The following is a 12488-nucleotide window of genomic DNA, read 5'->3' on the forward strand; positions in this document are numbered from 1 at the left end:
TTTATGGGGTTGATTTGTTAAAAATGTATTTTTATAAGGTTTTATGTTTAAATTTGATAGGGTTAAATATGAAATTTTATGAAAATAGGATTAAAATGGATCGTTTCGTTCTCCATTATTGCCCTTGTGGCAGTCGGTGGTTTATTCTGGAGTCCATCTTCAGATATTACCAGTTCTGGCGAGTTCCTAAGTGAAGATAAGATTGTGGGTGCAGACGTAGCCTGGATTCTTGCTGCGGCAGGTCTTGTTTTGCTGATGACTCCGGGGCTTTCCTTTTTCTATGGAGGAATGGTGGGTAAGAAAAATGTAATTTCCACCATGCTGCAGAGTTTTATTGCCTTGGGAGTTATCTCTATTTTATGGGTGGTGGTAGGATTTTCGTTATCTTTTGGAGAATCTTTAGGTCCCAATATCAATGGAAAGCATTACGGGATCATTGGAAATCCATTGAGCTATCCATTCTTTAGCGGAGTAGGAGTTTTCCCTCACAAAATGATGGCTTCTACTATTCCTTTCATACTTTTTGCTCTGTTTCAGATGAAGTTTGCGGTGATTACTCCTGCAATTATTACAGGTTCTTTTGCGGAAAGAGTTCGCTTTATTTCCTATCTTTTATTTATAGTCCTTTTCTCTCTTTTCATTTATACACCGCTTTGCCATATGGTGTGGCATCCTGATGGTCTTTTGAACAAATATTTTGGAGTGAAAGACTTTGCAGGAGGAACCGTAGTCCATATGAGTGCCGGTTTTGCTGCTCTTGCGGGAGCTTTGGTGGTAGGAAACAGAAAAATTCCCCATCATGAACCGTCTAATATTCCTTACGTGCTTTTGGGTACAGGGATGCTGTGGTTTGGTTGGTTCGGGTTTAATGCCGGATCAGCATTAAGTGCTTCTGCATCTGCAGCCACAGCCTTTGGAACAACTACGATAGCCTCTGCTTCAGCAATGATAACCTGGATATTTTTTGATAGAATCAACAGAAGAAGTGTTTCCGCATTAGGTGCCTGTATTGGTGCCGTTGTAGGATTGGTGGCCATTACGCCCGGATGTGGATTTGTCAGTATTCAGGAGAGTCTTTTTATAGGCTTTATTTCGGCCATTGTTTCTAATGTCATGGTCAACTGGAAAGCTTTAAAGAAGATTGATGATACTCTGGATGTTTTTGCCTGTCATGGAGTGGGGGGAATTATGGGAATGATCCTGACTGCTATTTTTGCCCACGGCGAAAATGCAAGCCTGCTTCATGGTGGTGTTGAGGTCTTTCTTCATCATATGACTGCTCTGGTTCTGGTTTCTATTTTTACCTTTTTTGGATCCCTGCTTTTATATAAAATTACAGATTCTATTATTACATTAAGGGTTTCCGAAGAATCTGAAAATAGAGGTCTTGATCTTTCTCAGCATGAAGAGAGTCTCCAATGACTTTTTTCATTCTTAAATTATCATTAATCCCTGCTGAAACCTGATTTTTATTAAGATTTATCATGTATCTTTGCTTTGAGGAAAATGAAGAATCATTTATGGAATCAATATCGGTTTTTGAGATTATTAAAGTAGGAATAGGGCCGTCCAGTTCGCACACGATGGGACCATGGAATGCAGCATCTGCGTTCATCAGAATTATAAAAAGAGAAAGATCAATAGCTGAAGTTAAAGAAGTTTTTCTTGAGTTTTTTGGCTCACTCGCAAAAACGGGAATTGGGCACGGAACCGATATTGCGGGAATGCTCGGTTTAAATGGAGAAGATTTCAAAACCATCAATACTTCAAAAATTGATGAGAAAATAGCATACATAAAAGATACACAGACTATTAATCTGGGTGGTGAAAAAGAAATTCCATTTATCTATGGACATCACTTGATTTTAAATATGAAAAAATCCCTTGATTTTCACCCTAATGGAATGATCTTTAAGGCCATTTTTGAAGATGGAACTGAACTTGTTCAGGATTTTTATTCTGTAGGGGGAGGATTTATTGCAAGTCAGGAAAAAAACTCTATAGAAAAACAATGTGTACGTACACTATATCCTTGTCATAAGGCTTCTGATATCGCAAAATATTGCCAGAAATTAGGCTTTGATAAAATTTCAGATTTAATTTTAATTAATGAAGAAAGCTGGAGAACTCAGGAAGAAACAAGAGAAGAAGCACTTTATATTTGGCAGCAAATCAAAGAATGTATTTATAAAGGAGTTAATAAGGAAGGAATCCTTCCAGGCGGTTTAAATGTTTCCAGAAGAGCGGTGGGAATCAACAGAAAGTTATTAGGCGACAAAATCTATAAAAATAAAGATGAATGGTTTCAGCAGGTTGTTGATGCCGAAGAAAACTTTACCAATATCAATAAATGGATTGCCTGTTTTGCATTGGCAGTAAATGAAGAAAATGCAAGCTTCGGAAGAATCATTACGGCTCCTACCAATGGTGCAAGTGGTGTAATTCCGGCAGTTTTAATGTATTCACAAGCTTTTACAGAATCTATAAGTGATGAAGATATTGTTCGTTTTCTACTGGTAGCGGGAGAAATCGGAACTTTATTTAAGAAAAATGCTACAATCTCTGCAGCAATGGGAGGTTGCCAGGCAGAAATCGGAGTTTCATCAGCAATGGCCGCAGCCGGACTTACCGAAATTTTGGGTGGAAGCGTTGGACAGGTATTAATGGCCGCCGAAATTGCCATGGAACATCACCTTGGATTAACCTGCGACCCAATCAAGGGACTTGTGCAGATTCCATGTATTGAAAGAAATACAATGGGAGCAATGAAAGCCATTACCGCTGCTAATATCGCATTGGAAAGTGACCCTACCAAGGCAAAAGTAACACTGGATGAAGTTATCCAAACAATGTGGGAAACCGCTTTGTCTATGAGTGACCGTTTCAAGGAAACCTCTGAGGGAGGATTGGCTATTGCAGTAAATGTCCCTGAATGTTAATAAAATATTATTTTAAAATACAAAAATCCTTAGATTATACGTCTAAGGATTTTTTATTGTGCTTTAAAACCACCCCGTCAAATCTTTGATTTGCCACCCCTCCAAAGGAGGAGAATTAGAATGTATTTTATTTACTTTTTCCTGAATAGGTAAGTTTTTCCACCCTGTGTAAGTTTAAGCTGATTACTTTCAGGAATAAACAATAGTTTTAAACCTGCTTTGTCAAAGGTAAACTGATCCTTTGCTACCGAAGTCAGAGGGAATTCAGGCTGGTTGGTGCCTTGAGCATACAATGTTCCATTTTTAGCAGTTACCTTTAATCCCAAATCGATATCCTTTGAAGTATAATCTCCGACATATTTTTCCAGATCAGCTGCCGGAAGTTTAGGACTATCCAATACAGGATATTGATAATCCCTGTCATAGATTAAATTCAAAAGAGCAACATAGAAACTGTTATGTGGAAATTCCTGACCATTGATGGTAACGGCATAAGATAATTGATCATTCGGCTCGAAAGCTACTGTAGAATGGCTTCCTGCCGTATCTCCTCCATGTCCATATAAAGTAATGTTGTAAAACGGCATTTTCATGATTCCTAAGCCGAAAAGTTTCTCGTTTTTGTTGGAAATCATCATGTCAAGGGTTTCTTTTTGTATAAACTGACCATTGAATAAAGCATTGATAAAGATGTTCAGGTCTTCAGGAGTGGAGGTGATATCTCCTAATCCAATACAGTTATGAAAATCGAAATCTTTAACTTCAATCCAGTTTTTATCTTTAAGTTCATAAGACTTAAAAATATTCTTTGGATTGTCAAGAACAGAAAAAGTGTGGGGCATTTTGACTTTTTCAAGAATGTTTTCCTTTAAAATCTCATTATAAGGTTTATTGTATATTTTTTCCAGAATTCTACTCAAAAGAAAGTAAGCTGAATTGGAATAGCTCATTTTTTCTCCGGGTTTAAAGGTCACACCATCTTTTTTAATAACTTTAATAATTGCCTGATCACCTACCTGTTTTCCAAAAAGCCAATTATTTTCAATAGATTTTCCTACATAATCTCCCAATCCGCTGGTATGGTTGAGCATAGTTTGAATGGTAATGATTTTAGCATTAGGAATTTCAGGATAAAATTTTGAAAGTGGATCGCTTAGTTTTAATTTCCCTTTCTCTACAAGCTGAAGAAGCATTACGGCTGTGATAAGCTTGCTAATGGAACCTATCTGATAAGCTGTATTTTTATCATAGGTAACATCAGATAAAAGCTGTTGTCCAAAATCTTTTTGATAGACTTGTGATCCGTTTCTGAAGATGGAAACACTTCCAATCACTTGGTTGTTTTGAACCATATAATTTAAAAAGTCGTCAATCTTTTGTGTATTGATAGGCTTTCCATTAAGGTAAGAAACGTCAGAATTTTCAGGTTTTTTATCCCTGTAAAGGTTTAAAGCCATGGTTTTTCCATGCTGTAAAAGGTTTCCTTCAAAATGGTCTGTTTTATAGCTTCCTTTGTAGGTAGCATTAATCTTCTCTATTTCAAAAGTGAGTTCATTATTGTTGAAGTCAATTTTATCTACAGGAATTTCTTTAGGGCTTTGTTTTGGACTGATGATTGAAGAAGTATAGCCTTTTGACTCTTTTGAAATTTTAAGGACAACCGGAAGTTTCATGGATTGAGTGTCTACTTCTCCGTTCCAGATTCCTTCAATTTGGGCGTGACAAAGGTGTGCCAGGAATACCAGCACTAGTAATAATTTGATTTTCATAGTATTTAAATAATTTTAGTTATCGTAATCTGGCAGATCAAGGTACTGATTAATGATACGGCACAAAAAAGTACAATATGCTGCCATTTTTTAATATTGGTTGCCGTTTTGAATCCGTTGTAATAAAGGGTAAAACTATATAGGAGTATGATAAGGGCAATAATAGTGGTGGAAATTGAGATCAGAAAATCCAGAAAGGGAAACGCACCGGAAGTATTCGACTGATATTGGGCAATGTTTTTACCTGCTGTCCGGATATAGGGTATCTTTTTAGATACCTGTAAGATGATCAAAAAGAGCTGGGATATTAAAACGGTATTTACGATATCAATGAATCTTGTCTTTTTGTTGAGGTATTTTCCTAAGATAAAAAGAACAATAATGGCGAATGAGAAGCTTAATAAAGTAGATAACGCTATCGTTTTGAGTGAGGAGTTTTCTAAATAGTTGATTCTGTATATACTAGTAAAGCTAGAATCTGTCCAATATCCTATTCCAATAGAAATAATTACAGTAAGAATTCCGATAAGGAGGAGTAATCTCTCATCAAACTTTTCAAACGGGTTAAAGATGGATTTCCAGTTCATATGAGTGAGTTTACAGGTTAGTTTTCAATTGTTCGACCTTGGTGATCAGGTCATCCATTTTATTTCTCATGGTCGGGTAGGAGAGGCCGGCCTGTTTGGCCATTTCCTTGATGCTTCCACTGGATAGAAAAAAATTAAGAACAAAGTCCTGCTCCTCACGATTCAGCTTCAGGAGAACCGGCAGTTCATAATCACCGCTTACTTCTGTTTTGCAGCTTGGGCATTTCATCTGGCTTACGTTTAAGGTATGGTCACAACTTGGGCAGACTATGGGTAACTTCATGGATTATATTTTTTACGAAAGTAATACTTTTTTTAATAAAGTTAAAATATTTTTTAATTTTATTAAAATTTATTTTCTTTAAACGAATTGAATACTGCTTTGTTCCTAGAAAAAATGAAAGAATATTTGTTTTTTCTATAAAAACGAATATTTTTGCCAGAAACTAAATAACATGAGAAAAGTTCTAACAGTGCTATTTGCTGTGGCTTCATTGGCATTGTACTCACAGATCAGCATTCCTGAATCTTCAACAAAAGGAATCATTATTACCCAGGATAATCAGAAAATATCCTACAAGAATCTAATTTACAGTAAAGGAAAAGTTACTTACACTAATATTCAGAATGGAGCTGAAGAATTTCTTTATGATAATTCTGTAAAGGGAATTCAGGAAGATGGGAAAAGTGGAGTTGGGCTTATACCAGAAGAAAATTCTGGACAAACAACTAAGAGTACGGAAATACCTAAACTGACCTCTAAAAGAGACATCAAAGATTATTTGCTTCAACAGAAAGATCCACTATACATGAAAGGACGAACGATAAATAATATTGGGACCGTTTTGGTTATAGGAGGTGCAGCTTCTTTTGTTATTGGAGGACTTTCGAATCTTTCTAAGGCTGACAGTAATGGAGTGAAAAATGGAGAAGCAAAAGGTTCTTCCGTCCCTCTTATCATTGGTCTTATAGGTGCTGGAGCCGGGGTGGTACTCAAGTTGATGGGACATTCACAGATGAAAGATGCTATGGATCATTACAGGACTGCAGGCGTGAGAAAGTTTAATCCGGATTATTATGTGCTTAATGATAGAAATGGAGTAGGATTGATGATGAAATTTTAAGCTTATTCAATACTGTTATCTAAGCATAAAAGCCACAGAAGTTTACTCTTAAAAAAAACTTCTGTGGCTTTTGTTTTTGAAAATATATTATTTCTATCTTAATATTCCTCTAATTCTATTCGCATTAGTAATAAGCTCTTCAAGGTATTCGTAGTTTTCTTTTTCCAGAGCAGCCTTGAATTTTCTGAGCTGAGTGATATGCTCATTCAAAACATCCAGTACGTTTTCCTTGTTTTGTTTAAAGATGGGAACCCACATTTCAGGATGAGATTTTGCAAGACGTACGGTACTTGAGAAACCTGAACTGGCAAGCTGAAAGATGGTTTCTTCCTCACGTTCCTTTTCCAGTACAGTATTGGCTAGTGCATAGGAGGTAATGTGAGAAATATGGGAAATATAAGCGGTATGGATATCATGATCTTCTGCATTCATGTAAATCATGTGCATATCAAGGGCATTAACTACTGTTTCCACTACATTCAGTGCATCTTCAGCAGATTCTTCCTTGTTGCAGATCACTCCGGCTTTTCCTGAGAAACTTTCAGCAATAGCAGATTTTGGACCACTGTTTTCAGTACCCCACATCGGGTGAAAGGCTACATATCTGGAACGTTTCGGGTGGTTTTTAACGGCACCAACGATCCCAGCCTTGGTAGAACCGGCATCCATCACAGTCTGATGATCAGATATAAGATCCAGAATACTTGGCAATAATTTTCTCGCAGAATCTACCGGAATGGCAAGAATAATAAGGTCAGAATCTTTAATTCCTTTTTCCAGATCTGCTTCGGCATCAATTATTTTCAAGTTTAATGCTTCGCTGATATGCTCTTTGTTGTTATCAATTCCGTAGATGAAGCTGGCTATGTTTTTTTCTCTTAATTTTAAGGCCATTGACCCACCGATCAATCCTACTCCTATAATACTTATTTTCATCTTTTAAATTTTTTTAAAATAAAAAAACCTCGTCCTAGGACGAGGTTTTAAGTTATGTTCATAAGAATCCCTATCCCAGATCTGAGGTAAAAATTCTATAATAATATGTTCCGTTGTTGAAATTCACAATGCGAAGTTATAAAATATTTTTTAAAGTTGATCACTTTTTATGATTTCTTCCTGACAAGAATTGGGCTATTGTACTGCCAGTCCTTGTTGTGAACGATACTGCTTTTGATATAATATTTTTTATAGAGTTGAATGCATCTAATCAGCGCTGTGAATGATTGTTCTTTTTACATTTTCACCTTTCTGCTCCAATTCTAGGGTAGTAACACCGCCGGCAAATGAAAATTCAATTTCAATTTTATTAGAGGATACCTTGTAGCTGATTATGTCCAAACCATCCTGATTAATTTCTTTTTCAATATTTTGCTTGGGTAATTCTGCTAGAAGAAGCTCTGATTTTTCCACTTCTTTCTCCTTGATGGTTTTTTGATAAACCTCTTCCATTGTACTTTTCGGGAAGATGCATTCCTCTTCACTTCCGTATTCCAATGTTTTTTCTGTACATTCTTTCAGGGTAGGAATTTCTTTACTTTCCGGAGCTGTATTTTCTACGATGGGAGCTTTTACAACAGGGCTGTCTTTTTTAGGAGTTTCGGTTTCATGGGTTGCCTGTTTTGTATCGTTTTTACATCCTGTTATCATTAACAGGGCAATAGCGATGAAGCTTATTTTTTTCATTAATAGTGGGTTAAAATTATTTCTATATTTAAATAATGAGTGTTAATTTACCTGATATATATTCTACCTCTTTTTTTACCAGTACTAGGCCTGAATTTAGTGAGCTTACATTTTTCAGGAACGGAAGACTTTTTGGGGGATTTTATCAGATTCCAGTTCATGTAATAGTAGTTTTTTTCATTCCAATCTAAAAGTTCAGCTTTTCCTTTATCTTCAGCCGGATATGATGTAGGGTAAAACTCAATCACCATTTTTTTTTCTTTTATGATGCCTGTAATGACCCCCTCTTCTTTTATTTTTCCGTAAGCTTTGAATAAATATGATCCCTTGATGCTATCATTATCTTTCTTTTTTTCTAAACTTATATGGAACTGAATCTGTTGAGAAATGTACATGTTTGAATATTCCCAGTCTCCGCCATTGATGGAATCTTTAACGCGGAGGTTATACGATTGTTGAAGATAGCTTTCAACAGCAGTACTGTCACGGGCGAAGATTGCTTCTTTGGGTTTCATGACTTTGTTGTCCTGAGCTTTATTGCAGGAAAGCAAGCATGCTGCATACATACATAAGAAAGTTATTGAAAGAAATAAATATCGTTTTTCCGTCATGTTTCCTGAATCGATGGTCGTTTTTATGTTTTTTGTTCCTGAAAGATATTATAAAAAATTCAAACTTCAATAGGTTGGACGGGACAGGAAAGCTATTTTTATCTAGATTTTATCCTGCTTTTATGGATGTATCCTTTATTTCCTTCTTTGGAAATGATTGACCACCAGTCACCATTTTGGTCTAACACTTCAATCTGTTCTCCACTTTTTATCTTTTGCAGAATTTTGGACGAGGAGTTTTTATCTTGTCTTAAATTGGTAAAACCATCAGAATCCTGAATATAATATTCTGTATTGCTCTTCTTTTCTATGCTGCATTTTTTATCCCTTACATTTTCTTCAGGAATAGGTACTATTTTATCAGTCCATCCTGTTTTTTGTATATCAATATTTTGAGGAACATCACAAATGTATTTTACGGCATCCTGTGAAATATCTGACATTGTTTTATAGATGATATTTTGAAGAATCCATGTGTTATTTTGTAAGATAATATGATATTCCTTTTCATAATATCCACGGTCAGGAAAGAAGGTTTTTATAGTAAAACCCTTTTTGTCTGGTAGGGGAATGACGTCTTCGATAATATTGCCACCATCTTCAGAAAAGTTTCTTGTTTCTAGGGCTAATGTATATTTCCCATGTTTATTTCCGAAAAAAACAAATAGGTTTTCACCCAAATAAGGTTTGTTGCTTACCATCTTATCTGATATTCCATCTTTATTGACATCGAAAGTTTTTATGAAATAATCTTCGTTATTGATATAAGTTTCAAAAGAGCTTCTTTGATGAGCTTCACTTGATGATTGTTTATACTTTACAGTGCCCTTATTTTTATCCTGAGCAGGACAAATAAAACTATATGTTAAAAAAATGAATAGACAAATATTTTTCATGAAATTCAATTTTAATTCTAAAAAATTGCTATTTAGAATGAATTGTTCTATCGTTAAAATTTTCGAATGAAATGAATCCGAAATCTTTTGTCGTTAGTTCTGTTTTATATTCTTGTTCATCTCCGGAAGACATTTCAGAAGTTAGGGTAGAATATTTATGTAAATAAATTCCTTTTTTAATTTTATCATATTTAAAAGTTGTATAACTATTTTCTATAATACCACCACCTGCATTAACCTGTTCAATGGTAAAGTAATTATCTTTAATTTTTACGTCTGAGAACCCAGATGCTACATTGTCAGGATAATAAGGTTGAATAATGTTGGAATTCGTGAATGTTGTAAATTTATTTTTGTCATTACTTAATTTAACAACGACTCTGAAAATCTTAAAATCAGTTGGCTTAATTTCTTTATTCCATTCAGTACTATAAACTATTATATTATCAGGTTTCCCATCTTGGTTAATGTCAGCTTCTTTTTCAGTGATAATAGAATAGGGATTGTTTTTTTTAGTTTTGGAGGATTTTGTTTCTTCAGATTTCGTTGATTGAGAATTTTTGCTTTCATCTTTTGATTTCGAATCCCATATGTCAGGAGGAGAGCTAGAAGATTCTTTCTGTTTGCCTGAACATGAAAATAGAATTAAGATTAATGGGATTAAAAGGGTTTTCATTTGTGTTGTTATTTGAGATTGCTATTATCTAACTTTTTGTATAGGCATTTCGTTATTTCCTGGATTAATAAAATATATAGGATTTCCTGAAATAAAGTAATCGTTGTCTGATTTCTTAATATAAATAACTCCCATATCATCTGAGGAGTTATCATAAGTTATTTTAATTTTTTCATTGTCAACTTCTTCAGCTTTTAAATGGGAATATTTATTTTTGACTCCTTCTTCAATAACGGTTAATGTAATGTCTTCTAATGAGGATATTGTAATATCAAAAATTGTTTTTGCAGAATCTCTGTTGGTAGCTTCAAAATAATATTTCCCTTTCCAAGAATCTTTATCTTTTGTTGATTCCTTGATTTTGTATTCAACATTTTTAATGTCTTCTAATTTCTGTCCATTTGAACATGAAATTAGAATGAATAATATTAAGGTTAGAAATTTTTTCATTTGTGCTATTGTTTTGTGTTGAATGTTAATCTTTACTTCTTAATGAATAGAGGAGATCTGATGTAATATTTTGAATTTCAATATTTCCAATCGTTTTTCTGTCAAGACTAAGCTCAGGAATATTTTCTTCAAGATCTTGAGTGCTTGTATAATTTACAGCATATTTATGCAAATAAATTGATTGTCCCTCTTGCTTAAATGTAATGTATTCATAATTGGTGAAATCTCCTTCTCTATAAGCCTGTTCAATAGTAAAATAAGGATGTTTAATTGCTATTTTCTCAAAGCCACTATAGGGAGAATCTTCTTTAGCTATTCTTATAAACTTTCCAGATTCATGATTTTTAATTTTAATATATCCATAATTATAGAAATCATCTGTTTTTTCAGAGGGAAATAGATAGATTTTTTGATTGTTAAAAGTCCATTCTCTAATGGCTTTTTTCTTTGTGGTGGTTGTATCAGTTTTAATCTTATTAGATGTGGGTAAATTGGAATTTTTACTTAATATTTCTTCTTTTTTTCGTCCATTTGAACATGAAATTATAATAAATATTAATGGGATTAAAAGGGTTTTCATCATTTGGCATTGTATTTATTCAGATTTTATCCTGCTTTTATGGACATAACCCTTTTTTCCTTCTTTAGAAACTACCAACCACCAATCTCCGCTTTGATCTAAAACATCAATTTGTTCACCAGTGTTTATTTTTTGTAGTATTTGAGAAGAAGAGTTCTTGTCCTTTCTTAAATTAGTATATCCGTCAGAATCTTGAATGATAAAAATGGAATTATTTTCTTTTTGATAGATATATTTTACATAATCTTTTAAAGTAGGTAATTCATAAAAATTATTCTTTTCCAGATCTGATTTATACTTAGGATTTTTATTTATATAACTTTCAGCGTCACCTTGTATTCCTACTCTTAATTCGCGTTCAAATAAATAGGATATTGTTTTTTCAGGATCAGAATATTCTTTTGGAGATGATGATACTTTATTTATAATTTCACCAATTCTTAGATAACCATTTCCTTCTTTTGCATAAGAAAAATCTTCGGCCTTGCCTTTATAAATGATTGTTTCTATGTCATCAAATATTTGTCTTTTTAATACCTTATGGGAGCCGGAATTCATAAAAATAAGTTCTTCCATATCAGAAAGGCTATTAAAATCAAATTTTTTAAATATTGACTCTACGAGCTTTTTGTCCTTATTGTATCCATAATAAACAACTAAATCGTATAAAAGATTTGAATTGTTTGTTTGTAACCATACATAGGATACGGGTGTATTATAAAATACATAAGAATTAAAATGATATAACAAGTCCGGATTTATAAACTCCGGTTCGTTAGCACCAGCATCTTGGATGAAAATAAATTTATTATCTCTGATAGCTACTTCTGGAAACATTGCTGGACGTAATGCAATTATAGAATTTTTATATTCTTTTACATTGAAAGAAAATACATCCAAAATTTTTTGATTGAAAGTATTTTCATCCAGAAATTGGAACTTTCTTTGCTCGAGTATTTTTTTTGCTTTATTGATAAACTCAAGAGATAGATCATCATAGTTTGATTTTGTTCCATCTCCTTCATCTGTAATATTGTAGGGGGCTATTTTTAATGAGTTCATTTCTTTGTTATTCTGCAACTGAATTTTACTTTCTTGTCCATTGCAAGAAAGTAAAAGGAAAGTGAAAACTAAAGAAAGGGTTTTCATCATTTGGTTGTATTAGTAATAAAA

14 protein-coding genes are annotated in these 12488 nt (G+C 33.8%); 3 read left to right on the forward strand and 11 right to left on the reverse strand.

What is annotated here, in order from left to right:
* Positions 1 to 78 precede the first annotated feature (78 nt).
* Entirely contained in the window at positions 79 to 1422 is a 1344-nt protein-coding gene (locus tag EG359_RS20955) for an ammonium transporter (RefSeq protein ID WP_076353687.1), read from the forward strand.
* A gap of 98 nt (positions 1423 to 1520) precedes the next feature.
* Positions 1521 to 2939: an L-serine ammonia-lyase gene (locus EG359_RS20960; RefSeq protein WP_076354361.1), complete on the forward strand. Its 1419-nt coding sequence runs from the start codon at positions 1521 to 1523 to the stop codon at positions 2937 to 2939.
* 131 nt (positions 2940 to 3070) lie between these two features.
* Here EG359_RS20960 and EG359_RS20965 read toward each other — a convergent pair whose 3' ends face one another.
* The 3 genes from EG359_RS20965 to EG359_RS20975 are packed head-to-tail and all read right to left on the reverse strand — an operon-like array spanning position 3071 to position 5578.
* Entirely contained in the window at positions 3071 to 4708 is a 1638-nt protein-coding gene (locus EG359_RS20965; protein ID WP_084180393.1) for a serine hydrolase domain-containing protein, read from the reverse strand.
* A 5-nt stretch (positions 4709 to 4713) separates the two neighbouring features.
* Positions 4714 to 5295 (reverse strand): YIP1 family protein, encoded by a 582-nt coding sequence (locus EG359_RS20970; RefSeq protein WP_076353688.1) that lies wholly within the window; start codon positions 5293 to 5295, stop codon positions 4714 to 4716.
* A gap of 10 nt (positions 5296 to 5305) precedes the next feature.
* Complete coding sequence (locus EG359_RS20975) at positions 5306 to 5578, reverse strand: DUF2089 family protein (protein ID WP_076353689.1); 273 nt, start codon at positions 5576 to 5578, stop codon at positions 5306 to 5308.
* Positions 5579 to 5750: 172 nt separating this feature from the next.
* Between EG359_RS20975 and EG359_RS20980 the strand changes: the two genes are divergently transcribed.
* Positions 5751 to 6419: a hypothetical protein gene (locus EG359_RS20980; protein WP_076353690.1), complete on the forward strand. Its 669-nt coding sequence runs from the start codon at positions 5751 to 5753 to the stop codon at positions 6417 to 6419.
* A 93-nt stretch (positions 6420 to 6512) separates the two neighbouring features.
* Here EG359_RS20980 and EG359_RS20985 read toward each other — a convergent pair whose 3' ends face one another.
* From EG359_RS20985 to EG359_RS21020, 8 genes are all read right to left on the reverse strand, one after another.
* Positions 6513 to 7355: a prephenate dehydrogenase gene (locus EG359_RS20985; RefSeq protein ID WP_076353691.1), complete on the reverse strand. Its 843-nt coding sequence runs from the start codon at positions 7353 to 7355 to the stop codon at positions 6513 to 6515.
* Between the two features lie 267 nt (positions 7356 to 7622).
* A complete protein-coding gene (locus EG359_RS20990) occupies positions 7623 to 8102 on the reverse strand; it encodes a hypothetical protein (protein ID WP_076353692.1) in 480 nt (159 codons plus the stop codon).
* A gap of 47 nt (positions 8103 to 8149) precedes the next feature.
* On the reverse strand, positions 8150 to 8617 hold the full coding sequence (locus EG359_RS20995) for a hypothetical protein (RefSeq protein ID WP_123867477.1): 468 nt from the start codon (positions 8615 to 8617) through the stop codon (positions 8150 to 8152).
* 194 nt (positions 8618 to 8811) lie between these two features.
* Complete coding sequence (locus tag EG359_RS21000) at positions 8812 to 9609, reverse strand: SH3 domain-containing protein (protein ID WP_076353694.1); 798 nt, start codon at positions 9607 to 9609, stop codon at positions 8812 to 8814.
* Positions 9610 to 9637: 28 nt separating this feature from the next.
* Positions 9638 to 10285: a hypothetical protein gene (locus EG359_RS21005; protein WP_076353695.1), complete on the reverse strand. Its 648-nt coding sequence runs from the start codon at positions 10283 to 10285 to the stop codon at positions 9638 to 9640.
* 24 nt (positions 10286 to 10309) lie between these two features.
* On the reverse strand, positions 10310 to 10735 hold the full coding sequence (locus tag EG359_RS21010) for a hypothetical protein (RefSeq protein ID WP_076353696.1): 426 nt from the start codon (positions 10733 to 10735) through the stop codon (positions 10310 to 10312).
* Between the two features lie 25 nt (positions 10736 to 10760).
* Positions 10761 to 11318, reverse strand: a complete 558-nt coding sequence (locus tag EG359_RS21015; RefSeq protein WP_123867479.1) for a hypothetical protein — start codon at positions 11316 to 11318, stop codon at positions 10761 to 10763.
* Between the two features lie 12 nt (positions 11319 to 11330).
* Entirely contained in the window at positions 11331 to 12467 is a 1137-nt protein-coding gene (locus tag EG359_RS21020) for an SH3 domain-containing protein (RefSeq protein ID WP_076353700.1), read from the reverse strand.
* Between the last annotated feature and the right edge of the window lie 21 nt (positions 12468 to 12488).

It is taken from the genome of Chryseobacterium joostei, assembly GCF_003815775.1.
Classification (GTDB): domain Bacteria; phylum Bacteroidota; class Bacteroidia; order Flavobacteriales; family Weeksellaceae; genus Chryseobacterium; species Chryseobacterium joostei.

What these genes read in the sequence shown, in the direction of transcription:
- EG359_RS20955 (WP_076353687.1), top strand. Translation starts at nt 79, where the DNA reads ATGAAAATAGGATTAAAATGGATCGTTTCGTTCTCCATTATTGCCCTT.
- EG359_RS20960 (WP_076354361.1), top strand. Translation starts at nt 1,521, where the DNA reads ATGGAATCAATATCGGTTTTTGAGATTATTAAAGTAGGAATAGGGCCG.
- EG359_RS20965 (WP_084180393.1), bottom strand. Translation starts at nt 4,708, where the DNA reads ATGAAAATCAAATTATTACTAGTGCTGGTATTCCTGGCACACCTTTGT.
- EG359_RS20970 (WP_076353688.1), bottom strand. Translation starts at nt 5,295, where the DNA reads ATGAACTGGAAATCCATCTTTAACCCGTTTGAAAAGTTTGATGAGAGA.
- EG359_RS20975 (WP_076353689.1), bottom strand. Translation starts at nt 5,578, where the DNA reads ATGAAGTTACCCATAGTCTGCCCAAGTTGTGACCATACCTTAAACGTA.
- EG359_RS20980 (WP_076353690.1), top strand. Translation starts at nt 5,751, where the DNA reads ATGAGAAAAGTTCTAACAGTGCTATTTGCTGTGGCTTCATTGGCATTG.
- EG359_RS20985 (WP_076353691.1), bottom strand. Translation starts at nt 7,355, where the DNA reads ATGAAAATAAGTATTATAGGAGTAGGATTGATCGGTGGGTCAATGGCC.
- EG359_RS20990 (WP_076353692.1), bottom strand. Translation starts at nt 8,102, where the DNA reads ATGAAAAAAATAAGCTTCATCGCTATTGCCCTGTTAATGATAACAGGA.
- EG359_RS20995 (WP_123867477.1), bottom strand. Translation starts at nt 8,617, where the DNA reads ATGAAACCCAAAGAAGCAATCTTCGCCCGTGACAGTACTGCTGTTGAA.
- EG359_RS21000 (WP_076353694.1), bottom strand. Translation starts at nt 9,609, where the DNA reads ATGAAAAATATTTGTCTATTCATTTTTTTAACATATAGTTTTATTTGT.
- EG359_RS21005 (WP_076353695.1), bottom strand. Translation starts at nt 10,285, where the DNA reads ATGAAAACCCTTTTAATCCCATTAATCTTAATTCTATTTTCATGTTCA.
- EG359_RS21010 (WP_076353696.1), bottom strand. Translation starts at nt 10,735, where the DNA reads ATGAAAAAATTTCTAACCTTAATATTATTCATTCTAATTTCATGTTCA.
- EG359_RS21015 (WP_123867479.1), bottom strand. Translation starts at nt 11,318, where the DNA reads ATGATGAAAACCCTTTTAATCCCATTAATATTTATTATAATTTCATGT.
- EG359_RS21020 (WP_076353700.1), bottom strand. Translation starts at nt 12,467, where the DNA reads ATGATGAAAACCCTTTCTTTAGTTTTCACTTTCCTTTTACTTTCTTGC.